This is a genomic window from Sphingosinicella terrae (assembly GCF_003347635.1).
GTDB classification, from domain to species: domain Bacteria; phylum Pseudomonadota; class Alphaproteobacteria; order Sphingomonadales; family Sphingomonadaceae; genus Allosphingosinicella; species Allosphingosinicella terrae.
The window spans coordinates 107660-133333 of sequence record NZ_QDFY01000006.1 but is presented as its reverse complement, the minus strand read 5'-3'; the positions used below and the strand labels follow the sequence as shown (position 1 = coordinate 133333).

General features: G+C 68.4%; 31 protein-coding genes. 17 read left to right on the top strand and 14 right to left on the bottom strand.

Features of this window, described 5'->3' with window-relative positions; translation table 11 throughout:
- The first annotated feature begins 14 nt into the window (after window positions 1–14).
- On the top strand, window positions 15–899 hold the full coding sequence (locus DDE10_RS13905) for an LOG family protein (RefSeq protein ID WP_114953378.1): 885 nt from the start codon (window positions 15–17) through the stop codon (window positions 897–899).
- Between the two features lie 59 nt (window positions 900–958).
- The gene (locus DDE10_RS13900) at window positions 959–1201 is read left to right on the top strand and encodes a hypothetical protein (protein ID WP_114953377.1); all 243 of its coding nucleotides are present in this window, start codon (window positions 959–961) and stop codon (window positions 1199–1201) included.
- Window positions 1202–1218: 17 nt separating this feature from the next.
- On the opposite strand, the gene DDE10_RS13895 is transcribed toward DDE10_RS13900, so the two are convergent.
- On the bottom strand, window positions 1219–1887 hold the full coding sequence (locus tag DDE10_RS13895; protein WP_114953376.1) for a c-type cytochrome: 669 nt from the start codon (window positions 1885–1887) through the stop codon (window positions 1219–1221).
- 1008 nt (window positions 1888–2895) lie between these two features.
- Between DDE10_RS13895 and DDE10_RS13890 the strand changes: the two genes are divergently transcribed.
- From DDE10_RS13890 to DDE10_RS13880, 3 genes are all read left to right on the top strand, one after another.
- On the top strand, window positions 2896–3285 hold the full coding sequence (locus DDE10_RS13890) for a hypothetical protein (RefSeq protein WP_114953375.1): 390 nt from the start codon (window positions 2896–2898) through the stop codon (window positions 3283–3285).
- Between the two features lie 92 nt (window positions 3286–3377).
- Window positions 3378–3860 (top strand): bactofilin family protein, encoded by a 483-nt coding sequence (locus tag DDE10_RS13885; protein WP_114953374.1) that lies wholly within the window; start codon window positions 3378–3380, stop codon window positions 3858–3860.
- 2 nt (window positions 3861–3862) lie between these two features.
- Window positions 3863–4318, top strand: coding sequence for an OsmC family protein (locus DDE10_RS13880; RefSeq protein WP_114953373.1), 456 nt, complete (start codon window positions 3863–3865; stop codon window positions 4316–4318).
- Between the two features lie 124 nt (window positions 4319–4442).
- On the opposite strand, the gene DDE10_RS13875 is transcribed toward DDE10_RS13880, so the two are convergent.
- Together DDE10_RS13875 and DDE10_RS13870 are read right to left on the bottom strand one after the other, a co-directional pair.
- Entirely contained in the window at window positions 4443–4841 is a 399-nt protein-coding gene (locus DDE10_RS13875; protein ID WP_114953372.1) for a PRC-barrel domain-containing protein, read from the bottom strand.
- 110 nt (window positions 4842–4951) lie between these two features.
- The gene (locus tag DDE10_RS13870; protein ID WP_114953371.1) at window positions 4952–5410 is read right to left on the bottom strand and encodes a DUF2267 domain-containing protein; all 459 of its coding nucleotides are present in this window, start codon (window positions 5408–5410) and stop codon (window positions 4952–4954) included.
- A gap of 145 nt (window positions 5411–5555) precedes the next feature.
- Here DDE10_RS13870 and DDE10_RS13865 point away from each other — a divergent pair, with 145 nt between their 5' ends.
- Entirely contained in the window at window positions 5556–5771 is a 216-nt protein-coding gene (locus DDE10_RS13865; protein ID WP_114953370.1) for a hypothetical protein, read from the top strand.
- On the top strand, window positions 5764–6129 hold the full coding sequence (locus DDE10_RS13860; protein WP_114953369.1) for a hypothetical protein: 366 nt from the start codon (window positions 5764–5766) through the stop codon (window positions 6127–6129). Before DDE10_RS13865 ends, DDE10_RS13860 begins: the two co-directional genes overlap by 8 nt.
- Before the next feature lie 25 nt (window positions 6130–6154).
- Here the strand turns inward: DDE10_RS13860 and purC are convergent, their stop codons facing one another.
- The 4 genes from purC to DDE10_RS13840 form a co-directional block, all read right to left on the bottom strand.
- On the bottom strand, window positions 6155–6934 hold the full coding sequence (gene purC, locus DDE10_RS13855; protein WP_114953368.1) for a phosphoribosylaminoimidazolesuccinocarboxamide synthase: 780 nt from the start codon (window positions 6932–6934) through the stop codon (window positions 6155–6157).
- 140 nt (window positions 6935–7074) lie between these two features.
- Window positions 7075–8298 (bottom strand): kynureninase, encoded by a 1224-nt coding sequence (gene kynU, locus DDE10_RS13850; RefSeq protein WP_114953367.1) that lies wholly within the window; start codon window positions 8296–8298, stop codon window positions 7075–7077.
- Window positions 8298–9203, bottom strand: a complete 906-nt coding sequence (locus DDE10_RS13845; protein ID WP_114953366.1) for an alpha/beta hydrolase family protein — start codon at window positions 9201–9203, stop codon at window positions 8298–8300. The genes kynU and DDE10_RS13845 overlap by 1 nt, the downstream gene beginning before the upstream one ends.
- A gap of 359 nt (window positions 9204–9562) precedes the next feature.
- Window positions 9563–9757 (bottom strand): hypothetical protein, encoded by a 195-nt coding sequence (locus DDE10_RS13840; RefSeq protein ID WP_162806615.1) that lies wholly within the window; start codon window positions 9755–9757, stop codon window positions 9563–9565.
- Between the two features lie 109 nt (window positions 9758–9866).
- Between DDE10_RS13840 and DDE10_RS13835 the strand changes: the two genes are divergently transcribed.
- A complete protein-coding gene (locus DDE10_RS13835; protein WP_114953364.1) occupies window positions 9867–10799 on the top strand; it encodes a LysR substrate-binding domain-containing protein in 933 nt (310 codons plus the stop codon).
- Here the strand turns inward: DDE10_RS13835 and DDE10_RS13830 are convergent.
- From DDE10_RS13830 to DDE10_RS13820, 3 genes are all read right to left on the bottom strand, one after another.
- Window positions 10777–11706, bottom strand: a complete 930-nt coding sequence (locus tag DDE10_RS13830) for a DUF4349 domain-containing protein (protein WP_114953363.1) — start codon at window positions 11704–11706, stop codon at window positions 10777–10779. The two genes, DDE10_RS13835 and DDE10_RS13830, sit on opposite strands and share 23 nt — an antisense overlap.
- Before the next feature lie 110 nt (window positions 11707–11816).
- Entirely contained in the window at window positions 11817–12434 is a 618-nt protein-coding gene (locus DDE10_RS13825) for a GDSL-type esterase/lipase family protein (protein ID WP_114953362.1), read from the bottom strand.
- 43 nt (window positions 12435–12477) lie between these two features.
- Window positions 12478–13449 carry a DUF4349 domain-containing protein gene (locus tag DDE10_RS13820; RefSeq protein WP_114953361.1) on the bottom strand — a complete coding sequence of 324 codons (972 nt, stop codon included), beginning with the start codon at window positions 13447–13449 and terminating at the stop codon, window positions 12478–12480.
- A gap of 143 nt (window positions 13450–13592) precedes the next feature.
- On the opposite strand from DDE10_RS13820, the gene parC reads away from it, so the two are divergent.
- Both parC and DDE10_RS13810 read left to right on the top strand, forming a co-directional pair.
- Window positions 13593–15833, top strand: a complete 2241-nt coding sequence (gene parC / locus DDE10_RS13815; RefSeq protein ID WP_114953360.1) for a DNA topoisomerase IV subunit A — start codon at window positions 13593–13595, stop codon at window positions 15831–15833.
- 70 nt (window positions 15834–15903) lie between these two features.
- Window positions 15904–17670, top strand: a complete 1767-nt coding sequence (locus tag DDE10_RS13810) for a putative bifunctional diguanylate cyclase/phosphodiesterase (RefSeq protein ID WP_114953359.1) — start codon at window positions 15904–15906, stop codon at window positions 17668–17670.
- A gap of 1 nt (window position 17671) precedes the next feature.
- Here the strand turns inward: DDE10_RS13810 and DDE10_RS13805 are convergent, their stop codons facing one another.
- The 3 genes from DDE10_RS13805 to DDE10_RS13795 are packed head-to-tail and all read right to left on the bottom strand — an operon-like array spanning window position 17672 to window position 20036.
- The gene (locus tag DDE10_RS13805) at window positions 17672–18832 is read right to left on the bottom strand and encodes a CCA tRNA nucleotidyltransferase (RefSeq protein ID WP_284734670.1); all 1161 of its coding nucleotides are present in this window, start codon (window positions 18830–18832) and stop codon (window positions 17672–17674) included.
- A gap of 35 nt (window positions 18833–18867) precedes the next feature.
- Complete coding sequence (locus DDE10_RS13800) at window positions 18868–19476, bottom strand: CoA pyrophosphatase (RefSeq protein ID WP_114953357.1); 609 nt, start codon at window positions 19474–19476, stop codon at window positions 18868–18870.
- Window positions 19473–20036, bottom strand: a complete 564-nt coding sequence (locus DDE10_RS13795; protein ID WP_114953356.1) for a DUF1285 domain-containing protein — start codon at window positions 20034–20036, stop codon at window positions 19473–19475. Before DDE10_RS13795 ends, DDE10_RS13800 begins: the two co-directional genes overlap by 4 nt.
- A 58-nt stretch (window positions 20037–20094) precedes the next feature.
- On the opposite strand from DDE10_RS13795, the gene DDE10_RS13790 reads away from it, so the two are divergent.
- Together DDE10_RS13790 and DDE10_RS13785 are read left to right on the top strand one after the other, a co-directional pair.
- On the top strand, window positions 20095–20871 hold the full coding sequence (locus DDE10_RS13790) for an SDR family NAD(P)-dependent oxidoreductase (protein ID WP_114953355.1): 777 nt from the start codon (window positions 20095–20097) through the stop codon (window positions 20869–20871).
- A 28-nt stretch (window positions 20872–20899) separates the two neighbouring features.
- The gene (locus DDE10_RS13785) at window positions 20900–21301 is read left to right on the top strand and encodes a dihydroneopterin aldolase (protein WP_114953354.1); all 402 of its coding nucleotides are present in this window, start codon (window positions 20900–20902) and stop codon (window positions 21299–21301) included.
- Between the two features lie 19 nt (window positions 21302–21320).
- Here the strand turns inward: DDE10_RS13785 and DDE10_RS13780 are convergent, their stop codons facing one another.
- Complete coding sequence (locus DDE10_RS13780) at window positions 21321–22160, bottom strand: hypothetical protein (protein WP_284734661.1); 840 nt, start codon at window positions 22158–22160, stop codon at window positions 21321–21323.
- 369 nt (window positions 22161–22529) lie between these two features.
- Here DDE10_RS13780 and DDE10_RS13775 point away from each other — a divergent pair, with 369 nt between their 5' ends.
- The 5 genes from DDE10_RS13775 to DDE10_RS13755 all read left to right on the top strand — a co-directional run bounded on the left by DDE10_RS13775 (window position 22530) and on the right by DDE10_RS13755 (window position 25661).
- A complete protein-coding gene (locus DDE10_RS13775; protein ID WP_349356544.1) occupies window positions 22530–23045 on the top strand; it encodes an energy transducer TonB in 516 nt (171 codons plus the stop codon).
- Window positions 23046–23105: 60 nt separating this feature from the next.
- Window positions 23106–23903 (top strand): MotA/TolQ/ExbB proton channel family protein, encoded by a 798-nt coding sequence (locus tag DDE10_RS13770; RefSeq protein WP_114953353.1) that lies wholly within the window; start codon window positions 23106–23108, stop codon window positions 23901–23903.
- 87 nt (window positions 23904–23990) lie between these two features.
- Window positions 23991–24476 (top strand): ExbD/TolR family protein, encoded by a 486-nt coding sequence (locus DDE10_RS13765; RefSeq protein WP_114953352.1) that lies wholly within the window; start codon window positions 23991–23993, stop codon window positions 24474–24476.
- Between the two features lie 23 nt (window positions 24477–24499).
- Complete coding sequence (locus DDE10_RS13760) at window positions 24500–24928, top strand: ExbD/TolR family protein (RefSeq protein ID WP_114953351.1); 429 nt, start codon at window positions 24500–24502, stop codon at window positions 24926–24928.
- A 127-nt stretch (window positions 24929–25055) separates the two neighbouring features.
- Window positions 25056–25661: a LemA family protein gene (locus DDE10_RS13755; protein ID WP_114953350.1), complete on the top strand. Its 606-nt coding sequence runs from the start codon at window positions 25056–25058 to the stop codon at window positions 25659–25661.
- Window positions 25662–25674 lie beyond the last annotated feature (13 nt).

The window sequence follows — 25674 nt, the reverse complement described above, 5'->3', positions numbered from 1 at the left end:
ATTAAGGCGCCCCGATGACCGATCCCGTCCCCCACAAGCGCGTCTTCCACCCCGCCCGCGAGGAGGCGGAGACCGCTGCCCAGCAGACCGAGAGCCCGCAGACCGTCAGCCCGGCCTATCGGCTGGCCTTCCAGGACCTCGACTTCCTGCTGCGCGAGGATCTGCGGCCGGTCCGTTTCCAGCTCGAGCTGCTCAAGCCGGAACTGCTGCTCGAGGAAGCCAGGATCGCCTCCACCTTCGTCTTCTACGGATCGGCGAGAATTCCGGAGCGGGCCAAGGCGGACGCGCTGGTCGAGGCCGCCTCGACCGACCATCAGCGCCGGATCGCCGAGCGGCTGCGCGACAAGTCCCGTTACTATGACGAGGCCCGCAAGCTCGCCCGGCTGGCCAGCCGCGTCGAGCCCGACGCCGACGGACGCCGACAGTTCGTCGTCTGCTCCGGGGGTGGCCCGTCGATCATGGAGGCGGCCAATCGCGGCGCCGCCGACGAGGGGCGCGAATCGATCGGACTCAACATCATCCTGCCGCACGAGCAGCTGCCGAACGACTATGTCACCCCGGATCTGAGCTTCCGATTCCACTATTTCGCGCTTCGCAAGATGCACTTCCTGCTGCGTGCGCGGGCGGTGGCGGTGTTCCCCGGCGGATTCGGCACATTCGACGAATCCTTCGAGCTGCTGACCCTGATCCAGACCAAGAAGATCAAGCCGCTGCCGATCCTGTTCTTCGGCCGCGAGTTCTGGGAGCGGGTGGTCGATTTCCAGGCGCTCGTCGACGAAGGCGTGATCGCGCCCAACGACCTCGACCTGTTTCAATATTGCGAGACGGCCGAGGAAGCCTGGGCGTGCGTCTGCCGACACTATGCCGGTACCGATCACGGCCTGGACTGCCCCGACTGAGAGGGCAGGCACCGCCCGGACGGCGCTTTCGCGCCCGCTCGTCCCGGCTAGATTTCGCCATGCTCTCGCTCTTCCGCCCCCCGATTGCCGGTCGACGAGGAAGAGCTCGAATTCCTGATGCGACCTTCAATGGCTCGTCGGCGCTTTCGGCCCAGGAGGGCCTCGTCGCTACCTTCGGGCATGAACTGAAGGGCGACCTCCGGACGGACCTGCGCCGCGCCGACCGAGTCCTCGCGAAGCGATTTTCTGACATGGCCGCCGCGGTCGACGCGATCGACCTGTCCTTGTTCCGCGGCGCGTGAAACGGAGGAGAGAGGGCTTATTCGCCTTCCGGTGCGGCCGGACCGGCCGTCGTCACCGCATTGCCCTCCGCCGCCACCGGCGTGTCAGGGGCAAGGCCGTTCACCACCTGGTCGGAAGCCTCGGCCGCCGCCTCGGCGGCGGGCTCCTCCGCGCCGGCGGCCGGCGGCGGCGGCAGCGGCAGATTGCTGCCCTGGGCGTTCATCCAGGCGATCAGGTTGGCGCGATCCTGCGGATCGCTGAGGCCGGCGAAGGTCATCTTGGTGCCCGGCGCATAGTTGCGCGGCGAGCGGAGCCACTCGCTCATCGTCTCCCAGGTCCAGGTGCCGCCCTTGCTCAGCAGCGCGTCCGAATAGGCGAAGCCGGCGGCATGGCCGACATTGGCGCCCATGATCCCGTGCAGGTTCGGGCCAAGCCCGGTCGCGCCGCCCGGATTGATCGTGTGACAGGTGCTGCACTTGCGGAACTGGGCCTCGCCAGCGGCGAGATCGGCATTCTGCAGCAAGGCGGCGATCGGCGGCTCGGCATCCTCTTCGCCGGCGCCTTCCTCGACGACGCCGGCGATCGGAAAGCCCATGGTCTCGGGACGCTCGGCCTTGAAATACTCGCCCGTGACGAGGCTGGCGCCGAGCAGCACGATGCCGCCCCCCAAAACCCAGCCCGCAATCGTGTTGAAGCGATCGTCCATGCCGCCAAGAACCTCCGCAGACGCGCGGCCGCGACGGCCGAGCCACAAGATGAATGGCGCCCCTTTATGCGGGAGGGGCCGTCCCCGCAAGCCGCGCCTTGGCGGGCGTCCCGCTTTGCCGCGAACGGCCTCGAGCTCGTTCCGGAGGCGCGCACTTATGCCCGCTATCCTCGTTATCCACAGCCAGAATCCCCTTGGTGCGACTCGGTTTTCATGAGAGCTTCGATCCGTGGCCGAGGCGATCGAAAGGCAACGATCGAAAGCCCCGGCCGCAGCCCGAGACAAGCGGCGATCCGGTCCCACCAGACGGATGTCCGCGAAGCGGAGGCGGGGCGGCTGACGAAGCCGCCGCCATGCGGAAGCAACGGGCTTGCCCTTTGGCGGATGCGAAAGCGGCAGGCTTCGTGAAGCGCCCAGGTTCGGGACCCTTCGGGGATCCGGCCAAGCAGGCGGAAATTTCGGCTTCGGCCGAAGCGTCCGTCCGGCAGAAGCGGGACGAAAGTCGGCGCGCTGCCACCGGTGGAGAGAGGCCTCGGCCGATCGAAATCGGGCAGGACCGGGCCTTGCCCGGGAGCTGCGAAATGCCATCGTGGACTTAGGTCCGCGACGGCTAGGCGGATCTTCGGGCTTCGGTTCGAGGCGCCCTGTCGGCCAGGTTCCCGGTTTCGGCCGAGGGCAGGGCAGACAGGACGGGAATCCCGGTTCCATTCCGCCGATCGGCGAACCGCCAGGGCCACCGGTCCTGACGGGGAGCCGGCGGGGAAACCCAGCGGCGCAAGTCGCGACGGACCCCGGAGGACGGTAACGAGCCCCCGGCTCGGCAACGGCCTCGAAACCGCCCAAGCGGACAGCCTCGCCTCCCAGGCCTGGCCTCACCCGCGACGGGACAGTGGGGGCTGGCGGCAACGCCAGCCCCCATTTCCGTTTCCCCGCCCTCCTCAATCTCTCTCAGCAGGAACGCCAGTCCGCGCCTCGCGTTGGCCGTTTCGAGACGATGGGAGACGATGAATGGCAGCGGATGACAGCAAGCGCGCGATCGGCAGCCCGACTGGCGGCACTGGCGGCACTGGCGGCACTGGCGGCACCGGCCAGCCCGACACCCGTCCGGAAGGCCCCGCCGGATCGGTGGCGGAACGCGAGCGGGATTCCGACAGCCTCGCCGGCGGCGACGGCTCGACGGACGCGGCGATCGGCAAGCACGGAGCCGACCGGGTATCCGGCACCGGCGGCGCCCCGGCGCAAAGCGGCCGGAGGAGCGGCGAGGGCGCGGGCGCCTCGCTGCCCAATCCGCCGGATGCCGGCGATCCCGGCGGCATGGGCGGCGTCGAGACGACCCGGGCGAGCGGGCATGACCGTCCGCCGGGCGGCGTGAGCCCCATCGAGCCCGACGAGGACTGACGCCCACGGGCGCAAGAGGCCACGGCTTGCGCCGCGGCTTGATCTCCCGCAGGGGCGGGGCGATAGTCCTCCCCGGAGGGAGGAGGTCGCCCATGTTTTCACGTAAGTCGTCCCATGCCAAAGGGGCCTCCCGGCCGCCTCGATCCGGCGCCCCCGGCCTCTCGTTCGTCGGGACGGAAGTGGTGATCAGCGGCGACGTCTCGACCAGCGCGCAGCTTCACGTCGACGGGCGAATCGACGGCGGCGTCCGCTGCGGACACCTCTTCCAGGGTGCGGACGGACTGATTGCCGGCGACATCGTCGCCGATGAAGCCAGGATCGCGGGCCAGGTCCAGGGAACGGTGAACGCCCGCAACGTCGTCGTCGAGGCGACCGGCTGCGTTTCCGGCGACATCGCCTACGAGACGATCAGCATCGCCGCCGGGGCCCGCATCGACGGCCGCCTCGCCCGTCGCGAAGCGCTCTCCGCGGGCAGCGATACCCTGATCGCGCTTCCGGCCGAGCCGGCAAAGGCGAGCACGATCCACGTCGCGCCAGGCCTCTTCGCCTCCTCCGGCCACGCCGCGGCGGGCTGAGCGTGAGCCGGCACGTCGCTCATGTCGACTGGCAGTCGGACGGCGCATTCTTAGCGGGCCGCTACAGCCGCCGCCACGTCTGGCGCTTCGACGGCGGCGCCGAGATCGCCGCTTCCTCCTCGCCTCACGTGGTGCCGGAACCGATGTCGGATCCCGCCGGGGTGGATCCGGAGGAGGCGCTCGTCGCCTCCGTCGCCTCCTGCCATATGCTCTGGTTCCTCGACCTTGCCCGCCAGGCCGGGTTCGACGTGGTGCGCTATGCGGACGAGGCGGAAGGGGTGATGGGCCGGATCGGACCCGGGCGGATGGCGCTGTCGCGGATCGTGCTTCGGCCCAGCATCGAATTTGCCGGCGAGGGCCCCGACCCGGAACGGCTGGCCCGGCTGCACGAGGAGGCGCACGAGCGCTGCTTCATCGCCAACTCGCTCCGGACCGAGATCGTCATCGAATCGCCCTGACGTGCCGGTGAAGGCGGGAGGCCAAAGCGATTTCCAGTCGGATAGAGGCATCCGGCGACTCGGAAATCGCGACTTATCAAGGCCCTAGGCCGGATGATCTGATGCCATCAGACCGCAATCCGGCCTAAAGCCCCCACCAGGGCATTTTCGAATAATAACCCTGGATCTCCTCGTAATCCTGGGACTGCGGCCGGTCGGCTTCGTCGAGCCGCAGGCTGGGCGCCCTCTCGAGCTGCTCGCGGGTGAGGTCGACCACGTAGGCGTCGAGGCCGACATCGTAATTGAGCACTCCCCACGGCACCGGGTGGACTCGCTCGCCCACGCCGAAAAAGCCGCCGAACGACAGCACCGCATAAGCGACGCGGCCATCCTTCTTGTCGATCATCACCGCATGGATCGAGCCCAGACGCTGTTCCGCGCGATTGTAGACCGGCGTGCCTTCCACACGCCGGGACGAGATCAGCCGATGCGTGTGGTCGATCGCCTGCTCCTGATCGAGCAGCGGGCGCGGTTGCTGAGACATGACGAGTCTCCTTCCTTGGCCCCCGGGACCCGCATAGCAGAAACGCGGCCGGAAGGCACGGAAATCCCGACCGAAAATCTGCTTGCCTCGCCCGCGGCCAATTCCGGCCGTCAGGCTCCGGCTTCGGCGAGGAGCCGGGCATCGGCGCCGTCCCAGGCGATGCACAGCCCCTTGGGAAGTGCGGAGCGGATCCGGGCGAGCTGACCCTCGCCGAGGTGACGGTCGAGCAGCGCGAACACGGCGGCGACGGCCTCCCCGGCATCCATCGATCCGGCGCCGGCGAGCCGTTCGCCGACCGCCGCGAGGAATCGGTCCGGGCGGTCGCAGGCGGCCGGCCGTCTCATCGGATCGAACCGATCATAATAGGCGCCGCGCACCAGCAGCGGCAGCTGTGCGCCGAGATGGACCGCAATCTCTAGCGGGAGGCAATCGCGGATCTCGTGGAGGACGGCCGTCAGCGCCTCCCAGGCGGCGTCCCGATCGTCCCCGGTGCGGTCCGCCACTTCGTCGAGCCAGATCCTGGCCGTTCGAAGCGTGGTGTCGAAAAGGCCGAGGCCGGCGGCGCCCATCCGAGAACCTCCTTCATCGTGGAATTCCCGTCGTCCGGCCAACGAGCTTCGCGCCTGCCTGTTCCGCCGCCGGGTCTGCCGCGACCTGCCGGAGATGGAGCCGAACCCGGCGTCCGTCCGTTGGGCGCGGTGAAGGAGAGGCGAGATGGACAAGCGCTTGGAAGGAAAGGACCGGCACGAGGAACGCGGCCCTCAGGACGGACCGCTGGCGCAAGGCATCGATCCGGTCGGCGGCGATCGGGCCCCCGCCGGTGCCGAGACCCGCGACGAGATCGGCGTCGGCGGTCAGCGGCACAATTCCGGCAGCAGCCGCGATCCGGATGCCCAGGGAAGGCGGACGAAGGACGAAGCTCATGGCTGACGACGCGAAGGATGCGGCGCGAGGCCCCGAGGGCGGTGCGAGCGGCGGCGGCCTCAACGGTGCCGAGCTGCAGCGCCGCGAAAAGGACGCCCTTGGCGGCGAAGGTGGCTCCAGCGGCGGCGGCACCCTCGCCGGTGCCGGCGACCCGTCCGGCGGCACGACCGATCGGGAGAAGGACCCGGCGGTCCCGGGATCGGGCGATTCCGGCGACGCCATGGGCAAGGGCAAGCTTGCCGCCGCCCGTGACGGACGCATCTCCGGCGGCGAAGCAATCGGTGCGGGCGCCGGCCGGGCAAAAGTCGGCAGCGGAACGCCCGCCGACACGGGCGATCTCGGCGGCGGCGGCAAGGGCGCCTAGCGCGCCGCCGCCAGGCTCGAAGGTCCTATTTGCCGCGCATCTTGCGGTGGCTGTCGAGGTCGAGGACCATATTGGCCTCGCCTTCCTTGAGCAGCCCGAGCCGACGAGCGACCTCCTGATAGGCCTCGGCCTCGCCGCCCAGGTCGCGGCGGAATCGATCCTTGTCGAGCTTCTCGCCGGAGCTCATGTCCCACAGGCGGCAGCCGTCCGGGCTGATCTCGTCGGCGAGGATGACCCGACTATATTCGTTCTCCCAGAGCCGGCCGAATTCGAGCTTGAAGTCGACCAACCTTACTCCGATCCCGGCGAACAGGCCGCACAGGAAGTCGTTGATGCGGATCGCCATGTCGGCGATGTCGTTCATCTCCTCCTGGCTGGCCCAGCCGAAGCAGGCGATATGCTCGTCCGCGATCATCGGGTCGCCGAGGGCGTCGTCCTTGTAATAATATTCGATGATCGTGCGGGGCAGCTGGGTGCCTTCCTCGATGCCGAGCCGAGTCGACAGCGATCCGGCGGCGACGTTGCGCACCACCACCTCGATCGGCACGATCTCGACCTGGCGGATGAGCTGCTCGCGCATGTTGAGCCGGCGCAGGAAGTGAGTCGGAATGCCGATCGTCCCGAGCAGGGTGAAGATGTGCTCGGAGATGCGGTTGTTGAGCACGCCCTTGCCGGAGATCGTGCCCCTCTTCTGGGCGTTGAAGGCGGTGGCGTCATCCTTGAAATACTGGATGAGCGTGCCCGGCTCCGGACCCTCGTAGAGGATCTTGGCCTTGCCTTCGTAGATCATGCGGCGGCGCGACATGGAAATGGGCCTCCCGGGCTATAAACAGGCGCGCCCCGGCGCGGCGTCGGCTCGGCAACGCGCGGGCGGGGCGGAGGCGTGGCCTATACTCGAAGGGGTCCGGCCGCGCAAATTCTCGTCGTCCGCGCCCGTGGCGCGGCTCAGGTGACCTTCGACCGGACGGCGAATCGCGGCTCGCGCCATCGCCCGCCGTCGAGGATCCGGCTCATCCGGTCGACCGCCTCCCAGATCTCCTCGAAGCCGAGATAGAGCGGGGTGAGGCCGAAGCGGATCACGTCCGGTGCGCGGAAGTCGCCGATGACGCCGTCCTCGATCAAGGCCTGGCAGATCTCGAAGGCGTGAGGATGGCGGAACGAGATGTGGCTGCCGCGCTGGTCCGGCCCGCGCGGGCTGATGCAGTCGAGCTCGGGGCAGCGGGCCTCGACCAGTCCGTAGAAGACGTCGAACAGGGCGATCGACTTCGTCCAAAGCCGCTCCATCGACACGCCTTCGAAGGCGCCGATCCCCGCCTCGAGGGCGGCGAGGCCGAGGATCGGCGGGGTCCCGGCGAGGAAGCGGTCGATCCCGCGCGCCGGGCGGTAATCGTCGGTGAAGTCGAACGGCGCGGCATGGCCCATCCAGCCGCGAAGCGGCGACACCAGCTGTTCCTGAAGGTGCTCGGCGACATAGAGGAAGGCGGGCGCGCCCGGGCTGCCGTTCAGATATTTGTATCCGCAACCGACGGCGAGCTCGGCGCCGGTCTCGTTGAGGTGGAGCGGCACCGCGCCTACGCTGTGGCTGAGGTCCCAGACCGTGAGCGCGCCGGCGGCCCTGGCCCGGCGGGTCACCCCCGCCATGTCGAAGCGTTCGCTGGTCTTGTAATGGACGTGGGTGAGCAGGAGCAGGTTGGTGTCGGCACCGATCCGCGACTCCACCTCCTGCCGCGGCGCAATGTCGAGACGCAGGCCCATCAGATCGGCAACGCCGCTCGCGATATGGAGGTCGGTGTGGAAATTGCCCGCCTCGGAGAGCAAGGCGGGCCGGTCCGACAGGCGGGCTGCGGCGACCAGCAGCTTGAACAGGTTGACCGACGTCGAGTCGGTGACGATCACCTCATGGGGCCGCGCCCCGATCAAGGGCGCGATCCGCGCGCCGAGCCGCTGCGGCGCGTCGATCCAGCCATGCTCGTTCCAGCTGCGAATCAGCGACTTGCCCCATTGCTCGGCGATCACTTCCTGCTGGCGCGGCGGCGCCGCCCGGGGCAGCGGCCCCAGCGAATTGCCGTCGAGATAGATGATCCCTTCCGGAAGCAGGAAACGCTCGCGCAACGAGCGAAGCGGATCGGCGGCGTCGGCGGCGACGGCTTCGGCGCGGGTGAGCCCCATCAGCGCAAGACCCTTTCGATTTCCTCGACGGCAGCGGCCCAGGCGGCGGTTTCGGGAGCGACCAGCTCGACATGGCCGGTGCGGTCGATCATCCGGACGCGCACGTCGTCGCCGGCGGCGCGCATCGGCGCGGCATAGCCTTCGGCATAAGAGGTCGGGATGATCCGGTCCTGGAGGCCGTTGATCAGCACCTGGTCGACGCCGAGCGGCGCCAGGCGCGGCACCGAAGTGTCGTCGAAGCGGCCGCCGGTCAGGCGCGCGATAATGTCGGTGCCGCAGCCGCTGCCGGGTGGACGCGCCGCCTCCTCGAGATCGGGAAGACCGCCCAGGCTGATCACCCGCCGGATCGGCAGCGTCTCGCCGCCGCGGAGAGGCGAGCCTGCAGGGAGCCTCGGCCTTGCCGCCAGCCACAGGGCGAGGTGGCCGCCGGCCGAATGGCCGACCGCAACGATCCGGCCGAGGTCGAGGCGGTGCACAGCGGCCCGTGGGCGGAGCGCGTCGGCGGCCGCCGCGACGTCCTGGAAGGTGCCGGGATAGCCGCCGCCGTCGCGGTCGACGCCGCGATAGTCGATGTTCCACACCGCCAGGCCGCGCCGCTTCAGATCATCGGCAATCCAGTTCATGATCGTGCGATCGGCGATGTCGCTCTGCCAGCAGCCGCCATGGACCATCAGCACGACCGGGTGCGGACCGGCTCCGGCGGGCACCCACAGGTCGGCGACCTGAAGCGGATCCCCGCCATAGGAGAAGCTATGATCCGGCTCCGGCCGCGGGCGTTCGAGCAGGTCCGGCCATGCCATCAGCCCATCCGGGCCGGTCGGTGGTTCGACAGCGACTTCGTTCACGACACAGGCGGCTAGCGCGGCGGCGAGGAGGAACGCAAGTGCGGCGCGGAAGCGGGTCATGATCCGCCCTTGGCCCAGCCCGACTTGCGGCGCCAGAGCGGATCAGGGCAAGGGATGGGCGCGGGGGTGGTCGGTTTCGACGGGCTGCATGATCATCGCGGCTGGCGGATCAGCCGAAGCGCCGTCATCGGCGTCGAAGCGGCCGGGGAAAGCATCGCGCTGCGGCTGAGCAACGACGCTCTTGCGCCGGTCAGCCGCAGCTATGCGATGTCGGTACGGAGGCGGGATCGATCCCGGCTTTCAGCATCGGCGGCTGGGCCTGCGCCACGGCGCCGCGAACTGGATCTTGTTCAGCTCGGCGAAAGCGAAGTGGATGTCCTCCAGCCATTGCTTCAGTCGCTTGACCATCGTCTCTCTCCTCAGGCCGAAGTCGTGTTGAAGGTGAGGGCGGTGACGGCGAAGGCGGCCACCAGCGCCATGAGCTGATGGCTGCTGCCGTCCCACAGCGCCAATCGCCCGAAACCGGCGCGCAGCGCCGACATCGCCCGGTCGACGGCTTCCGAGAAGTCGTCATGATGATCCACCCAGAGGCGGCCGTCCATTTCGTCTCGCATCGTTCGATCCTTTCCACTGGAGACTGGATGCTCCTCAATTGGCTCGCAGCGGCCGGCAGCGCCAACGAAAGTCTCGACACGGGCCATAAGGGCCGCTTATGCTTCAGCCATGCGCCGACTGCCGCCCCTCAGTGCCGTCCGGGTCTTCGAATCCGCCGCCCGCCACCAGAATTTCACCTCGGCCGCGGCCGAGCTCGGCATGACCCAAGCGGCGGTCAGCTATCAGATTCGCTTGTTGGAAGAACGGCTTGGCATGCCGCTGTTCACGCGCAGCAAGGGTCGGGTGACGCTGACCGACGCCGGCAGACGGGCGGCCCCCCTCGTCTCCACCGGCCTGGACAGCATCGCCGACGCCTTTTCGAGCGCGTTGGCCGAGGATGGCGGCGTCCTCGGGGTCAGCGCCACCCATTCGATGGCGGCCAACTGGCTCGCGGCGCGGCTGGGCGGGTTCCAGCTGGAGCATCCCGACCTCGCGGTGCGGCTCAGCACCGATAATCGGCTCGTCGATTTCGCGCGGGAGGAAGTCGATATCGGCATCCGCTTCGTCAGGGGAAAAAGCGAATGGCCGGGCCTGCGTCGCCATTTCCTGTTCCGCGTCCACTCCACGCCGATCTGCACGCCGCAGGTCCGGGACAGGCTGCGAATCGAGCAACCGGCCGATCTGTTGAACGCGCCGCGGGTAAGCGCCGACGACGATTGGTGGTGCAGCTGGTTCGCGCACGCGGGCGTCGAGCACCAGGCGCAGGAGCGGCCGACCGGTATCCGCTTCGATACCCAGGTGATGGAGGGCAATGCCGCCTTGGCCGGTGCCGGCGTGGTGCTGCTGACGCCGATCTTCTGGCGCAATGAGCTGCAGAGCGGCCGCCTCGTCGAAATCTTCCCTGACATCTGCGACACGCATGGCTGTTACTGGATGGTCTATCCCGAGTATAAGAGGTCGCAGCCCAAGGTCGTCGCCTTCCGCGAATGGATGATGCGCGAACTCGGCGAATTCCGCGCGTTGGAACGGCCCGAGGTGTTCACGCCGCCGTCGGCGGACTGACTTCGTCCGGATTGCGGTCGGGCTCTCCGGTCGCCGCCGACCGCCGGCGGAGGCGGCGTCGGATCGCCAGCGCCGCCCACCAGATCAACCCCGCCAGCAGCGCCCAGGGCAGTAAGGTGACGACGATCACGAACAGGACGAGCAGGCCTTGGAGGAAATTGTCCCATGCGCGGCGGGCGGCGTCGCGGAAGGACGGTTCCTGATATCCCGGGACGAGGTCGCCCGATCCGTAATTGAACACCATAGGCGTGTTGGCGAGCGCGTCTTGCTGCTCCTCGCGCGTCGCCTGCTGGGCACGGATCGACTGGCGCAGCTGCTGCGCCTGATATTCGAGCTGTTGGCGCTCGCTCGTCGACTTGCCGCCGCGGGCGAGCTCGGCCTCCAGCCGGCTCAGCTCCGCATTCATCTCGGCAATGTTGCGGCCGGCGGTGCGGATCGTCGTCCCCACGTCGGTGCCGGTGATCTCGCTCTCGACGAGCATCCCGTCCTTCTCGGTGACGGCGGCCACGCCCTGCTGACCGAATTGGCGGGCGATCGCCGGGTCGAGCTTGAAGGCGAGCATCGCCTCGACGTCGCGCTCGTTGATGACTCGGTAGCGCATCCCGGTGATGCGGCAGCGCGACAGCCCGAGGCTTTCACAGGCCCGCGCATGCTGCTCCTGCACGGTTGCGATCTGCTCGGCCGGCAGGCGGAAGGCGTAGCGATAGTTGAAGGCGACGCCGGGCGCCGCGGTGGGGCCGACATCGGGCCCCGCCTCGCGCGAGGCCGCGCCAGGCGCGGTCGCCGGCGAAGCGTCTTCGGCGACGTCGAAGGTCTGCATCTGCTCGCGCGGCGCTTCGCTGCTCGGTTCGGGGCGGCCGCAGCCGGCGGCAAGCAGGACCATGGCAAGAACGATCGGACGACGCATCGAAGCCTCCCCTTCTTCTATTCTCTCAAGCTACTCTACTCGATCGGTAGAGAATGGCAAGTCAGCCTGCTTGGACTGGCGAAGCCTCGCGCCAACGCGCTTCGAAGGCCTCAGGCTATGACCGCGCTGCCACCCGTTCCGCCGACCAGGCGGGCGATGGCGGTGGCGATCTTGGCTCCGCCTCGGGCGGAGGGCTCGATTGAATTGGCGTAATCCTCGTCCTGGTCGCAGATCAGGCGAAGGTCGACGAGCCCGGCGCTGCGGGCGAAGGCGCTGCGGGTGATGACGTCGTTAAAGATCGACAGGGCCGTGCGGATGATCCGGTGGTCGGGCGCCGAGCGCGGGGTATCGTAGATGGTGCAGGCGGCAATGGGCAGGCCGGTTGCGGCGAGGTCTGCGATCATTCGCCCATAGGCGGCGGCAAAGGCCTGCTGCGCCTCCGCCAGCAGCCCGACCGCCTCGGCGACGGTGGCGGCGCGCGCCCCGAGCAGGTGAGACGCGCCGAGGGCATCGTTGCCGCCGGCGCTGACGACGAGATGGGTGGCGTCCGCCGGGATGCGGCCGATCTGCCGCGCGACGTCGGCGACGACCGCGCCGTCCACCGCGAGCAGGCTCGCCTGCCAGCCGGCGGGCAAGGCGGCGCGGAGCTGGCGGACGACGTCGGGGCCGCCGGGCACGTAGCGCGCATTGTCGAAGATCGAATCGCCGAGCAGGATGACGTGACCCATGGACGGCAAAGCCTTCAGCGCCTCCGCGGGTTCCGCGGCCGGCTCAGCCGGTTGCCGCGACTTCGACGGGGTCCGGCGCCACTGCTTTCGGCCTGGGTCGGAAAAGGCGGAAGATCCCCCAGCCGGTCGCGGCAGCGATCGCCCAGGGCAGCAAGGTCACGACGACGATCAGCAGGATCGTCACGCCCGACATGAAATTGGCGATGGCGCGATCCGCGCTCGCCGCCAGGCTTGGCGTCTCGCGGGCCTCGGCGACCGCAGGGGTCGAACGGTAATGGAAGGCCATCGGGGTCGAGGCGAGCGAATCGCGCTGGTCGATCCGGCTGTCTTGGACGGCGCGGATAGATTGACGCAGCTGCAGTGCTTCGGCGTCCAACCGCACGCGCTCTTCCGGTGAGAGACGCGAGCCGAGCCGCCCTTCGATGCGGCGCAGCTCCTCCTGCAGCTCGACGACGCGGCGAGCCGCGGAACGGATCGAGGCATCGACGTCCAGGCCCGATATCTCCACGTCGACGAGCGTGCCAGCGGCGCGCTCCACCGCTTCGCTGCCCAGCTGGCCGAAGCGGCGGGCTAACGAGGGTTCGACCTTGAGGCTGAGCATCGCCTCGACAGTCGCCGGATCGGCCGCCCGGTACTGCATGGCGGTAATCCGGCAGCGGCTCGCCCCGAGACGCTCGCAGGCGCGCGCATGCTGCTCCTGGATCCCGGCGATGCGCTCCCCCGGCAGCTGGAAGGCATAAAGATAGCTGAAGGCGACTCCGGGCGCGCTCGCGAGGGCGACGTCGGGGCCCGCCCTCTGGCCGCCGGTACGGGGCGGCGGAAGGCGCGGAGTCGAAACCGATGGCATCATCTCGAGCGACGGCGGATCGGCGGGCGCGTTCATCGCCCGCAGCGGCGGCGCTTCGAAATGGGGCGCCTCGCGCGATGCGGTCATCGTGACGACGGCCCAGCCGAGGGCCAGGACGGCGGCAATGCACAGAACCAGTGCCAGCGGGTTGAACTTGCCTGCGGTCATCGCTCCTCTCCATATTGTGATGATACAACATACCACATTCAAAATACGCCGTCACTTACTAGTTGGCCTTACCGGAAGGCGCTCCGCGGAAGGTCGGCGGGGTGCCTCTCGCCTTGCCGGAGGGTGCCTGCTAACGCTCCGCCATGAGTGATGAATTCGACCAGATCGTCGAAGCGCCCTTCGACGATGCTCTGTCCCAGCGCTACCTCGTCTATGCTCTCTCCACGATCACCGCGAGGTCGCTGCCGGACCTGCGCGACGGGCTGAAGCCGGTCCACCGCCGGCTGCTCTGGGCGATGCGGCTGCTGCGACTGGATCCGGCGACGGGCTACAAGAAATGTGCCCGCGTCGTCGGCGACGTCATCGGCAAATATCATCCCCATGGCGACCAGTCGGTCTATGATGCGATGGTCCGTCTCGCGCAGACCTTCTCGCTCCGCTACCCGCTGGTCGACGGCCAGGGCAATTTCGGCAATGTCGACGGCGATAATGCGGCGGCGATGCGCTATACCGAGGCGCGCCTGACCCTCGCCGCCAACGACCTGATGGCCGGGCTCGACGAGGGGACGGTCGAGTTCCGGCCCACCTACAATGGCGAGGAGGAGGAGCCGGAGGTCTTTCCCGGCCTGTTCCCCAACCTGCTCGCCAACGGCGCCAGCGGCATCGCGGTCGGCATGGCGACGTCGATCCCGCCGCACAATGTCGCGGAGGTGATCGACGCGGCGGTCCATCTGATCGACAATCCGAAGGCCGAGGCTTCGGCGATGATGGACTTCATCGCCGGGCCCGACTTCCCGACCGGCGGGGTGCTCGTCGACTCGGGCGAGTCGATCGCCCTGGCCTATGCCACCGGCCGCGGCGCCTTTCGCGTCCGTGCCAAGTGGGAGATCGAGAAAGCGGGGCAGGGCATGTGGACCGCGGTCATCACCGAGGTCCCCTATCAGGTTCCCAAGGCCAAGCTGATCGAGCAGATCGCCACCCTGATCACCGACAAGAAGCTGCCGATCCTCGCCGACGTGCTCGACGAATCGGCCGAGGAGATCCGGATCGTCCTCGAGCCGCGCAGCCGCACGGTGGATCCGCAGCTGCTGATGGACAGTCTGTTCCGGCTGACCGATCTCGAGGTCCGTATTCCGCTCAATCTCAACGTCCTCGATGCCAGCCGCACGCCGCGGGTGATGGGCCTCAAGGACGTGCTCGGCGAATGGGTGACGTTCCAGCTCGAGGTGCTCGTGCGTCGCGCCGAGCATCGCGTCGCCAAGATCGACGATCGGCTCGAGCTGCTCGAAGGCTATATCGTCGCCTTCCTCAATCTCGATCGAGTCATCCAGATCATCCGCACCGAGGACGAGCCCAAGCCGGTGCTGATCGCGGAGTTCGCGCTCACCGACCGCCAGGCCGAGGCGATCCTCAACATGCGGCTGCGTTCGTTGCGCAAGCTGGAGGAGATGGAGCTTCGCCGCGAGCGCGACGCCTTGATCGCCGAGCGCGAGGAGCTGCGCAAGCTGATCGAATCCCCGGCCCGGCAGCGCACGCGCCTGAAGAAGGATCTGGCGGCGCTGCGCGACCGCTACGGCCCGGACACAGAGCTCGGCCGCCGCCGGACGCTGATCGAGGAAGCAGGTCCCGCCCGCGAGATTCCGCTCGAGGCGATGATCGAGCGCGAGCCGATCACCGTGATCATGTCGAAGCGCGGCTGGATCCGGGCGATGAAGGGCCATGTCGAGCTGTCGAACCCGGAGGCCCTGAAGTTCAAGGAGGGCGATGCCTCCCAATTCTTCTTCCACGCCTACACGACCGACAAGCTGCTGCTCGCCTCCACCGCCGGCCGCTTCTACACGCTCGGTGCCGACAAGCTTCCCGGCGGGCGCGGCTTCGGCGAGCCGGTCAAGCTGATGGTCGACATAGAAGGGGAGGGCAATGTCCTCGCCTTGTTCCCCGCCGGGCAGGCGGAGAAGCTGCTGCTCGCCTCATCGGACGGCCGCGGCTTCGTCACCGCCGCCGCCGCCGCCGTGGCCGAGACCCGGAAGGGCAAGCAGGTGGTCAATCTGCGCACGGACGCCCGGCTCAAGGTCGTCCATCCGATCGCGCCCGGGGACGATTTCGTGGCGGTGATCGGCGAGAATCGCAAGATGGTGGTCTATCCCTTGAGCGAGCTGCCGGAGATGGGGCGCGGCCAGGGCGTGCAGCTCCAGCGCTTTCGGGATGGCGGCCTCTCCGACGCGACCACCTTCGTCTTCGCTCAGGGGCTGTCCTGGTCGATGGGCGGCGACAGCGGCCGCACGCGCACCGAGACCGATCTCAATGCGTGGCGCACCGCCCGCGGCGCCGCCGGGCGGATGCCCCCGGTCGGCTTCCCGCGCGACAACCGCTTCGCCGACTGAGGGGCGCACCGCGTCGCGACGCGTCCGATTCGAAATAAAGCGTTAACCCTGTTCGTTTATCGCTTCGGCCATGCATGCCGCCGAGACGCGCGGGCGAGGCCGATCGCCCTCAGGTGCCGCCATCGAGGCGCCCGGGCGCACGCCGCTCTCTTCCGACCTGGATCGGCTGCTCGGCCAGGTCCGTCAGGCCTATCTCGATGCGCTCCCGATCGCCGCGGTGATGATCACGCTCGCCGAGGACGGCGCCTGCGTCGAATGTGCCAACGACCATTTCCGCACCATCGCGGAATGGGACGAGCGGATGGGCGATCGGCGCGTCTCGCATATCCCCGTGCTGCGCGGCGGCCCGATCGGCACCCGCCTTGCCACCTTCATCCGATCGGATGATCCGGCCTATCAGTTCGAGACGGCCGACGGACGGAGCATCGCCGGCCGCCACTTCACCGTCCGTTTCGCGCGCCTGAAGCGTCTGCCGGGCCATCCGCCGCGCCTGCTCCTGTCGATGATCGATCGGACCGCCCAGGTCGAGACCGAGAAGAGCCTGCGCTCGGAGATGCTGCGCGACAGCCTTACCGGCCTTCCGAACCGATTCGCCTTCAACGAGAAGGTCGACGCCGTCCTCGCCGATCCAACCTTCCGCGAAGGCAGCTATGCCGTGCTTGCCGTCGACATGACCCGCTTCAGCCGGGTCAACGAATGCATGGGCGCTCTGGCGGGCGACGAGTTGCTCATCACCTTCGCCCGACGGCTGGTCTCCGCCTTGCGCCCCTCCGACATGCTCGCCCGCACCTCCGGCGACGAATTCGGGATCCTGCTGCGGCTCGACCGCGGCCTGCCCGACGCGCTTCGGGCCGCCGAGCGCATCAAGGCGGTGCTGACCCTTCCCTTCCGCCTCTCGGAGCTCGAGATCAGGGTCGATTGTGCGATCGGCTGCGCGATCCTCAATCTCGGCGTCTCCAATGCCGACGAGGTGCTGCGCAACGCCCAGTTCGCGCTGAAGCGCGCCAAGCGGCTCGGCTCGACGCAGGTCTACGAGCCGATCCAGGCGGCGGCCGTACGCCGCCGCTTCAGCATCGAGACCGAGCTTCGCTGCGCGATCGAGGCGGAGGAACTGAAGCTGGCCTACCAGCCCCTGATCGACCTCGACAGCGGAAAGGTCGCGGGCTTCGAGGCGCTCGCGCGCTGGCAGCTCGACGGCCAGCCGGTCGCACCGGCGGAATTCATCCCGGTGGCCGAGGAATCGGGCCTGATCGTCCAGCTCGGCCGGTGGGCGCTCGAATCCGCGACCCGCACCCTGGGCGACTGGGACCGCCGGGCAGGACGGGTCCTTCCATTCCACATCAGCGTCAACCTCTCGCCGATCCAGATCAGCCGGGACGATATCGCCGGCGCCGTTTCCGGCGCGCTGGCGGCGGCCGGCATTTCGGGCGACCGGCTGACCCTGGAACTGACCGAGAGCGCGATCATCCACGATCCGGACCGGGTGGCGAAAGCGCTGAGCGCGCTCAAGAAGTTCCGGGTGCGGATCGCCATGGACGATTTCGGTACCGGCTTCACCTCGCTCGCCATGCTCCAGAAGCTGCCGATCGACCTGCTCAAGATCGATCAGTCGTTCGTCGCCGGCATGCTTTCCGGCGGCGATTCCAGTGCGATCGTCCGCGCCATCCTGTCGCTGGCGCGGGCGCTGGGAATGGAGACGACCGCCGAGGGCATCGATTCGGCGGACCTGCGGGAGCTGTTGACCGAACTCGGCTGCACCTACGGCCAAGGCTATCATTTCTCCGAGCCGCTCTGCGCCGACGAGGCCCTCGCCTACGGGCTGGAACGAGAGCCGTAGATCAGCCTTTCGCGTCTCCGGCGAGCGCCCGGTCGACGTGACGCCGCGCAATCTCGCGCACCTGCTGCCGGTCCGACGGAAAGCCGGCCTCGGCCCATTCCGTCTCGACGGCGCGGATCGCCCTTGCCACCGCCGGACCGGCTTCGAGGCCCAGGCGGATGAGGTCGCCTCCCCCGATCGGCAGCCGCGGGCGCTGCCAGGCCTGCAGCGCCGCCAGCTCCGGCGACGCCTCGCCGGCGAGCAGGAAGCGGTCGACGGCTTCGTCCGCGCCGATCGCATAAGCCAGGATGAAGGGGGGAGCGAGCTCGCGCCGGGCGGCCGAGACCAGCCGCTTCGTCGCCTGCTTGGACAGCCGCAGACGCGCGGCGATGGCGGCGGCGACGTCGGGATCGGCGGGAAGCAAGGCCGCGAGCCGCCTCAGCGGGTTCGGGGCGATCCCGGCGCGCCGTTCCGCCTCAATCAGGCGCTCGAGCGTCCCCGGGTCGCCGATCTCGGGCAGGACCGGCCGTAGGATACCGCGATCGATCATCAGCCGCAACGTGGTGCCGGGATCGGGAAGGCCGAGCAGCTTGAGCAGCTCGTCGGCGATCCGCTCGCGCGACAATGCCATCAGGTCGTTGGCGCGGCGGGTGCAGGCCTCCAGTCCTTCGCGGTCGGGCTCGCTCACGCCGAAGCGGGCGTGAAAGCGGAAGAAGCGCAGGATCCGAAGATGGTCCTCCGCGATCCGCGTCAGCGGGTCGCCGATGAACCGGACGCGCCGCGCCTCCAGGTCCGCCGTCCCGCCGAAATAGTCGTAGACCTCGAGCGTCGAGGGATCGGCGCTGAGCGCGTTGATGGTAAAGTCGCGGCGGGCCGCATCGTCGCGCCACTCGCTCGTGAAGGCGACCGTCGCCCGGCGCCCGTCGGTCACCACGTCGCGGCGAAGGGTGGTCACCTCGACCGGCTGGCCGTTGGTCACCGCGGTGACGGTCCCGTGGGCGAGGCCGGTCGGGACCGCCTTGATCCCGGCCGCCTGAAGCCGCGTCACCACCTCCTCGGGGAGCAGGCGCGTCGCCAGGTCGACGTCGTTGACCTCGATGTCGAGCAAGGTGTCGCGAACGCAGCCGCCGACGAACCGGGTCTCGCCGTCCTGGGCGCCAAGGACGCGCAGCAGCCGCGTCATGCCGGCGCGCTTCTGCCAGCTGGCCGGCGGCAGTCTCAAGACCTGGCGTCCTCGAAAGCGAGACGGCGGGTCAGGTTGACGATCATGGCGGCGGTCGCCCCCCATATCCTGCGGCCGTCCCACTCTATCTCGTAATAATGTCGCTCGCGCCCCCGCCATTCGGCCGACCGGACCTGCTGATGCCGGGGATCGAGCAGATAAGCGAGCGGCGCCTCGAAGATCGCGGCGACCTCGCCCGGATGGGGCGTGAGCGACAGGCCCGGGGGGAGGATGCCCAGGACGGGCGTCACTTCGAAGCCGGTGACGGTGCGATAGCGGTCGGCTATGCCGATCACCTCGACCGCGGCGGGCGCGAGTCCGATCTCCTCCTCGGCCTCGCGAAGCGCCGCGGCAACGGCATCGGCGTCGCCGGGATCGATGCGGCCGCCCGGGAAGCTGACCTGGCCGGGATGCTTGCGCATCGTCTCGGGCCGCAACGTGAGGATGACGGTCGGATCGGGCCTCTCGACGATCGGCACGAGCACGGCCGCCGGCGTGATGCCGCGGCCGACTTCCTCCTCCTCGAGGACGTCGCCGAGGATCAGCTCGGGACGGCGGCGATGGCCGCGCTCGAGCGCCCCCCGCAGGGTGTCGGCAAGGCTCATTCCCCCGGCTCCAGCGCGAAGAAGGCGCCGCTGCTCCAGATTCCGGCGGGCTGCGACGCCTCGGCGAGGGCGATCTCCGCCAGTTCGTAATAGACCGGCCTTGCCAGCATCGCCTCCAGCCCGCCACGGACCGCCAAATAGGGATGGGGGCCGTCCTTGCCCGACCGCAGAATGATCGGATGGTCCGGCCCGGCGACGACCAGATCTCCGCTGTTGAGGCGGAAGGCGAGCGAGCGGCTCCGGCTCTCGCCGGCGCTCTTCACCTCGACCGCGAGGAAAGGCGCGTCGTCGACGTCGATGGCGAGCTTCTCCACCGGCGTCACCAGAACGAAGCTGCCGTCGGGCTCGCGTCGCAGGATGGTCGAGAAGAGCCGGACCATCTCCGGCCGGCCGATCGGCCTGCCTTCGTGGAACCAGGTCCCGTCGCGCGCGATGCGCATGCCGCTGTGACCGCAATGCTGCGGGTCCCACTTCTCCACGGGCGGCAAACGGCGCGCCTCGGCGAGCCGCGCGATGTCGGCCAGTGTGAGGCCGGCGAGGTTCGACTGAAGGTCATCCATGATCGGCCTCTAGCCTCTGACTGGTCACCGGCAAAGCGGCCCGCTATCGGCTTCAGCCATGGTCGAGACGAAGGAGCCACGGACGGCGATCGTCACCGGCGGTGCGCGCCGCATCGGCGCGGCGCTGTCCCGGGCCCTGGCGGAGGACGGCTGGCACGTCCTCATCCACTGCAACCATTCGCAGCCGGAGGCGCGGGCGCTGGCCGCCGAGCTCGGCTCGGCCAGCGTCGTCGCCGCCGATCTTGCCGAGATTACGGCCGCCGAGACGATCATGGCCGCTCTGGAGGGGCTCCCGCCTGCACGCCTCCTCGTCAACAACGCCTCGCGCTTCGTCCACGATTCGGCGCTGGATTTCAGCGTCGAGGATTGGGCCGCGCATATCGACGTCAACCTGCGCGCGCCCGCTTTGCTGTCGCAGGCTTTCGCCAGACACGCCGGGGCGGAAGGCGGGGTCATCGTCAACCTGCTGGACGCAAAGATCGCCGCGCCCAATCCCGATTTCTTCACCTACACCGTTTCGAAGCTGGGATTTGCCGGTCTCACCGAATTGTGCGCCCGGGCCTATGCGCCGGCGCTCCGGGTCTGCGGCATCGCGCCTTCGGTTACCCTGGTATCGGGGCCGCAGAGCCGCGCCAATTTCGAAGCCGTGCACGCGCTCAACGCCCTTGGCCGCGGCGTCGACGTCGCCGAGATCGTGGCGGCGCTGCGCTTCATCCTCGCCACGCCGACCCTGACCGGCCAGACGATCCTGCTTGACGGCGGCCAGCGTTTCCTGTCGCTCGCGCGCGACGTTCAGTTCATCCAAGGCTTCCCGCCCAAGCCGGGCAGGGACTGATCGGGCGGCGAAGGAATTGGAGCAAGCCATGCAGAATGCGGCCGCGCTGGACGGCTTGGTACCGGAAGCCCTCCGTCCGAAGACCCGCAAGATCGTGCTCGAGGATTATCAGCTCCAGCTCGACATCGGCTTCCACGAGTTCGAGATCGGCAATCCGCAGCGGCTGCTGCTGACCGTCGAGGTGTGGGTCGACGAGTCTTCCTTCTCGTCGGAAGATGCCTCCGACAGCGCCTGGAACTACGATTTCCTGCGCACCGAGGTCACAACCCTGATCCAGGGCCGACGCTTCAACCTCCAGGAGACGCTGGTGCGGGAAATCTATGCCCTGGTCGCCGCTCGTCGCGGCGTGACTGCGCTTCGCGTCTCCACCCGCAAGCCCGACATCTACCCCGATTGCGCCGGCGTCGGCGTCGAGCTGGCCTCCTTCTGAGGCCCCGCGAACGCGTCGGTCAGCGGGGAATCCGGCTTCGGGTGCAGGTTCCGAGGCCCTCCATCACCAGCCGATAATCAGCCCTGATCGCCTGCGCCTCCTGCGGAGTCGCTTCGCTCACGCTCTGCGCCGGCAGCTCGCGCGGCAACGTGCAGGCCAGGCGGTACCAGAGCAGAGTCTCCGGCTGCGGGGCAGCGGCGGCATTGTCCACCATCTCGCCGAGCGCCACCGACCAGCGGGGCTGCTCGCCCGGACGGCGCAGCACGCTGAGCGAGATCGGGCGATCGTCACTGGCAAGCAGGAAGATCTGGGTCTCGCTCTCGCCGGGCAGCGAGCCCGGAACATGGAACGCGCGGCCGATGCCGACGATGGCCGGCGCGGCGTCCGGCGCGATCGAATCGCGAAGAATCCCGCGCAACCGCTCGGCCAGTTCGGGGGAGGCCGGCAGCTGGGCGTCGGGTGCGGCGAGCCTCAGCTCGGCGGGGCGATTCGGTACCCGGCTGGCGAAGACCAGATATTCGGTCCGCCGGCGGATGCGCTGCGCGCGGCCCCGAGAATCGTTGGGAAGGTCGACCAGGTAACTGACTCGCGGCGGCAGTCCGCCGGTGCCGCGAATCAGGGCGACCACGCTCGCCTCGATGAGGAATCGGCGGTGTCCCGCGGGCACTCCGCTTGTCTCTCTTTCGGACAGGGCGTCGCTTCGCTCGACCCGGACATGGGCGACGACCGGTGCAGCGAGGGCGAGGTCGGCCAGGTCCGCATAGGTCAGCGTCGGCGCGGCCGGGACTCCTTGCGCCTCAAGGGGTTGGACGGCGAACATCATGGCCGCGAAGGCCATCGAGATAGTGAGGGTGCGCATCATTTCTCCCGCGTCGGAACCGGTGCCTAGCGGGCCGGGCATTAACCGCGCATTGCGTAGCGAATCCATCGGGATCGTATGAGTCACAGAAGGATTGCGTCGGCCAGACTGTCACTATAGACAACCCCCCGCATCCATGCCGTTACATGGATGAACCGAACCCCGCCCCCTGCGTTTTATGCGGGCGGTCGGCAGCACAAGAGAGGGAGCCTGGCTGGTTAATGTCGTACGTTGATCAGAGAATGAGCACGGGACGTGTCTGGGCGATCGTCCTCGTTGCCATCCTCCACGCCCTTCTCGGCTATGCCTTCGTCACTGGCCTCGCCTATAAATTCGTCAAGGGTGTCCAGGAGGATCTGAAGACCTTCGATGTCACCGAGGAGCCGCCGCCGCCCGAGGAGCTGCCGCCGCCCCCGGAGACGCCGGACGTGCAGCCGCCGCCCGTCGTGGCGCCGCCGCCTATCGTCCGCACGCAGACTCCGCCGCCGCCGATCGCCTCGGTTCCCACCGCCCCGCCCGTCGTCATCACGCCGACCGCGCCGCCGGCTCCGCCGGCCCCCCCCGGCCCCGCCGCCGCCGCCGCCTCGCACCGTCGAGCCGGCCCGCGCCCGCGCCAACCTCGCCTCCTACGTCTCCAACGACGACTATCCGGCCTCGGCTCTGCGCAACGAGGAAGAGGGCACGACTGGCTTCCGTCTCACCGTCGGCCCGAATGGCCGCGTATCCGATTGCACGGTTACGTCGTCGAGCGGCTCGAGCGCGCTCGATGCCGCCACCTGCCGGATCATGCGCAGCCGCGCCCGTTTCACGCCGGCTCGCGACAATCGGGGCAACCCGACCACGGACTCGGTGAGCGCCCGCATCACGTGGCGAATCCAGGAATAATCCAGTTCAGCCTTTTTCCACATCCCAATCTACCTATTTGCATGAGAAGGAATTGAGACAATGGCAGCACCAGCAGCAGCCCCTCACGGTGATTTCGGACTAGTCGGCGCTCTGCAGCAGGGCGGCGTCATCGCCTGGCTTACCTTCGCGGCTCTCGTCATCATGTCGGTCGCCTCCTGGTACGTCTTCTTCGTCAAGCTGATCGACCAGCAGAAGATCATCAAGGAAGGGCGCCGTGCGCGCACCTCCTTCTGGCAGTCGGCCAATCTGCGCGAAGCCGCCAACAAGCTCGACAAGAACGGTGCCTACCGCCAGATCGTCGACGACGGCATGCTCGCCCAGGAGCAGCACACCAAGCTCACCGACCCGATCGACCAGCATGACTGGATGCTCGGCTCGCTGGCGCGCAGCCAGGGCGCGGTCGCGTCCAAGCTGTCGACCGGCCTTGCCCTGCTCGCCACCGTCGGTTCGACCGCGCCGTTCGTCGGCCTGTTCGGCACCGTCGTCGGCATCTATCGCGCGCTGATCAAGATCGGCGCCGCCGGCCAGGCGTCGATCGACACCGTCGCCGGCCCGGTCGGCGAGGCGCTGATCATGACCGCGCTCGGCCTGATCGTGGCGGTCCCGGCCGTCATGCAGTACAACTGGCTGATGCGCCGCAACAAGGCGATCGTCGAGGAGCTCGCCCGCTTCGCGAACGATCTGCACGGCTACATGATGTCCGGCGGCAGCGTCCGTCCGGCCGTCTCTGCCGCGGCTCGCGCTCCGGCTGCCGGCGCCGCCGCCCGTCCTGCGACCGGCGCGTCGACCGCCTCGACCGCTTCGACCGCGGGTTCGAGCGCCGGCCAGAAGGCGTAACCGGAAGTCCCGGCGGCGGAGCCCGGCTCCGCCGCCGCCATCCGCCGCGACCCCCGGGCCGCGGGAAGTCAGGATAGGAACTGAAACATGGCAATGCAGGTCGGCGAATCCGGAGACGGTGAAGAAACACCGATGTCCGACATCAACACGACGCCGCTCGTCGACGTCATGCTGGTGCTGCTGATCATCTTCCTGATCGCCGTGCCCGTCGTGCTGCAGACGGTGCCGGTTCGGCTGCCCAAGGTGGAGTTCGAGGCGACGACCACCAAGCCGGAGAACGTCAACCTGTCGGTGACCTACGCCAACGGGCAGTGCGAGGTCTATTGGGACCTCAGCAGGCTGGACTCGCAGCAGCTGCTCGACCGGGCGGTCGCCGAGCTCGAAGGCCAGGTCGTGGCGCTCGGCGGTCCGGAGAACATCACCGAGGAGAACATGCCCGAGGTGCACATCAGGGGCGACATCGACACCCCCTATCGTTGCATCGGCGGGGCGATCTTCACCATGCAGCGCGCGGGTTTCGCGAGGATCGGGTTCATCTCAGAGCCGGAGCCGACCGGCGGCCGGCGTCTGTGAGCCCGGGAAGCAGGAGTTAGACAATGAGTGCATCGACCCTGAATCCTGAGTCCAGCGAACCGATGATGGACATCAACACCACGCCGCTCATCGACGTGATGCTGGTGCTGCTGATCATGTTCATCATCACCATCCCGGTGCAGACTCACGCGGTGAAGCTCGACCTGCCGCAGAACCAGGACAACCAGACTCCGCCGCCGATCGACCCGGTCAAGAACAAGATCGTGATCATGCCGAACGACGCGGTGCTCTGGAACGGCGCTCCCGTGAACATGGTGACGCTGAGGCAGTATCTCGACATCACCACGACGATGACGCCGACTCCGGAGCTCCACCTGCAGCCGCACCCGGATGCGCGCTACGAGGTCGTGGACGAGGTCCTCGCCGTCGCCAAGCGCGCCAACGTGCAGGCGATGGGCTTCGTCGGCAACGAGGCCTACGCGAACTTCTGATCGCTCCTTCTGATGCAAGGTTGCGGCGGCGGTGATCTCACCGCCGCCGTTTCCTATTGTGCCTCCCGTTGCGGAGGCGGATCGAAGCGCCTACCTGAATGGCGGATCTGATAGGGGCCCGTTCGCCATGCGCACTCGACTTTTCGCCGTCCTCGCCGCGATCGCGGTCACGCTCTCCGCCTGCGGTATCAACTCGATCCCGACCGCGGAGGAGAATGCCAAGGCAAGATGGGCCGACGTGCAGGCGTCGTACCAGCGCCGCGCCAACCTGATCCCTAACCTGGTCGCCACGGTCCGCGGCGCCGCCGCCTCGGAAGAGCGGATCCTGACCAACGTCACCCAGGCGCGCGCCGATGCGACCCGGATCACGGTCTCCCCCGACCAGCTCACCGATCCCGAGGCGATGCAGCGCTTCCAGGAGGCGCAGAACAGTCTCAGTGCGGCGATCATTCCCCTCCAGCGGCTCCAGGAAGCCTATCCCAACCTCCAGAGCCAACAGAATTTCGCGACGCTGATGAGCCAGCTGGAAGGAACCGAGAACCGCATCACGATCGCGATCCGCGATTATAACGAGGCGGTGCGGGCCTTTAATACGGAGATCCGCACCTTCCCCGCCGTGATCGGCGCCCGCATCATCTACGGCGCGGAACCGATGGTGCCGTTCGAGGCGACCGTTCCCAATGCCGACGTCGCGCCGACCGTCAGCTTCGACACGAACGGCGCCACACCCTGAGCATCGGGCGGGT

Bases quoted from the DNA above. Each gene is read 5' to 3' on its own strand.
- DDE10_RS13760 (WP_114953351.1), top strand. From the start codon at position 24,500: ATGAGTGCATCGACCCTGAATCCTGAGTCCAGCGAACCGATGATGGAC.
- DDE10_RS13890 (WP_114953375.1), top strand. From the start codon at position 2,896: ATGGCAGCGGATGACAGCAAGCGCGCGATCGGCAGCCCGACTGGCGGC.
- DDE10_RS13805 (WP_284734670.1), bottom strand. From the start codon at position 18,832: ATGACGCGGCTGCTGCGCGTCCTTGGCGCCCAGGACGGCGAGACCCGG.
- DDE10_RS13865 (WP_114953370.1), top strand. From the start codon at position 5,556: ATGGACAAGCGCTTGGAAGGAAAGGACCGGCACGAGGAACGCGGCCCT.
- parC (WP_114953360.1), top strand. From the start codon at position 13,593: ATGAGTGATGAATTCGACCAGATCGTCGAAGCGCCCTTCGACGATGCT.
- DDE10_RS13780 (WP_284734661.1), bottom strand. From the start codon at position 22,160: ATGCGCACCCTCACTATCTCGATGGCCTTCGCGGCCATGATGTTCGCC.
- DDE10_RS13830 (WP_114953363.1), bottom strand. From the start codon at position 11,706: ATGCGTCGTCCGATCGTTCTTGCCATGGTCCTGCTTGCCGCCGGCTGC.
- DDE10_RS13820 (WP_114953361.1), bottom strand. From the start codon at position 13,449: ATGACCGCAGGCAAGTTCAACCCGCTGGCACTGGTTCTGTGCATTGCC.
- DDE10_RS13755 (WP_114953350.1), top strand. From the start codon at position 25,056: ATGCGCACTCGACTTTTCGCCGTCCTCGCCGCGATCGCGGTCACGCTC.
- DDE10_RS13875 (WP_114953372.1), bottom strand. From the start codon at position 4,841: ATGTCTCAGCAACCGCGCCCGCTGCTCGATCAGGAGCAGGCGATCGAC.
- DDE10_RS13800 (WP_114953357.1), bottom strand. From the start codon at position 19,476: ATGAGCCTTGCCGACACCCTGCGGGGGGCGCTCGAGCGCGGCCATCGC.
- DDE10_RS13790 (WP_114953355.1), top strand. From the start codon at position 20,095: ATGGTCGAGACGAAGGAGCCACGGACGGCGATCGTCACCGGCGGTGCG.
- DDE10_RS13895 (WP_114953376.1), bottom strand. From the start codon at position 1,887: ATGGACGATCGCTTCAACACGATTGCGGGCTGGGTTTTGGGGGGCGGC.
- DDE10_RS13785 (WP_114953354.1), top strand. From the start codon at position 20,900: ATGCAGAATGCGGCCGCGCTGGACGGCTTGGTACCGGAAGCCCTCCGT.
- purC (WP_114953368.1), bottom strand. From the start codon at position 6,934: ATGTCGCGCCGCCGCATGATCTACGAAGGCAAGGCCAAGATCCTCTAC.
- DDE10_RS13770 (WP_114953353.1), top strand. From the start codon at position 23,106: ATGGCAGCACCAGCAGCAGCCCCTCACGGTGATTTCGGACTAGTCGGC.
- DDE10_RS13860 (WP_114953369.1), top strand. From the start codon at position 5,764: ATGGCTGACGACGCGAAGGATGCGGCGCGAGGCCCCGAGGGCGGTGCG.
- DDE10_RS13870 (WP_114953371.1), bottom strand. From the start codon at position 5,410: ATGGGCGCCGCCGGCCTCGGCCTTTTCGACACCACGCTTCGAACGGCC.
- kynU (WP_114953367.1), bottom strand. From the start codon at position 8,298: ATGGGGCTCACCCGCGCCGAAGCCGTCGCCGCCGACGCCGCCGATCCG.
- DDE10_RS13905 (WP_114953378.1), top strand. From the start codon at position 15: ATGACCGATCCCGTCCCCCACAAGCGCGTCTTCCACCCCGCCCGCGAG.
- DDE10_RS13765 (WP_114953352.1), top strand. From the start codon at position 23,991: ATGGCAATGCAGGTCGGCGAATCCGGAGACGGTGAAGAAACACCGATG.
- DDE10_RS13825 (WP_114953362.1), bottom strand. From the start codon at position 12,434: ATGGGTCACGTCATCCTGCTCGGCGATTCGATCTTCGACAATGCGCGC.
- DDE10_RS13840 (WP_162806615.1), bottom strand. From the start codon at position 9,757: ATGCGAGACGAAATGGACGGCCGCCTCTGGGTGGATCATCATGACGAC.
- DDE10_RS13845 (WP_114953366.1), bottom strand. From the start codon at position 9,203: ATGACCCGCTTCCGCGCCGCACTTGCGTTCCTCCTCGCCGCCGCGCTA.
- DDE10_RS13885 (WP_114953374.1), top strand. From the start codon at position 3,378: ATGTTTTCACGTAAGTCGTCCCATGCCAAAGGGGCCTCCCGGCCGCCT.
- DDE10_RS13835 (WP_114953364.1), top strand. From the start codon at position 9,867: ATGCGCCGACTGCCGCCCCTCAGTGCCGTCCGGGTCTTCGAATCCGCC.
- DDE10_RS13810 (WP_114953359.1), top strand. From the start codon at position 15,904: ATGCATGCCGCCGAGACGCGCGGGCGAGGCCGATCGCCCTCAGGTGCC.
- DDE10_RS13795 (WP_114953356.1), bottom strand. From the start codon at position 20,036: ATGGATGACCTTCAGTCGAACCTCGCCGGCCTCACACTGGCCGACATC.
- DDE10_RS13900 (WP_114953377.1), top strand. From the start codon at position 959: ATGCTCTCGCTCTTCCGCCCCCCGATTGCCGGTCGACGAGGAAGAGCT.
- DDE10_RS13775 (WP_349356544.1), top strand. From the start codon at position 22,530: ATGTCACCGAGGAGCCGCCGCCGCCCGAGGAGCTGCCGCCGCCCCCGG.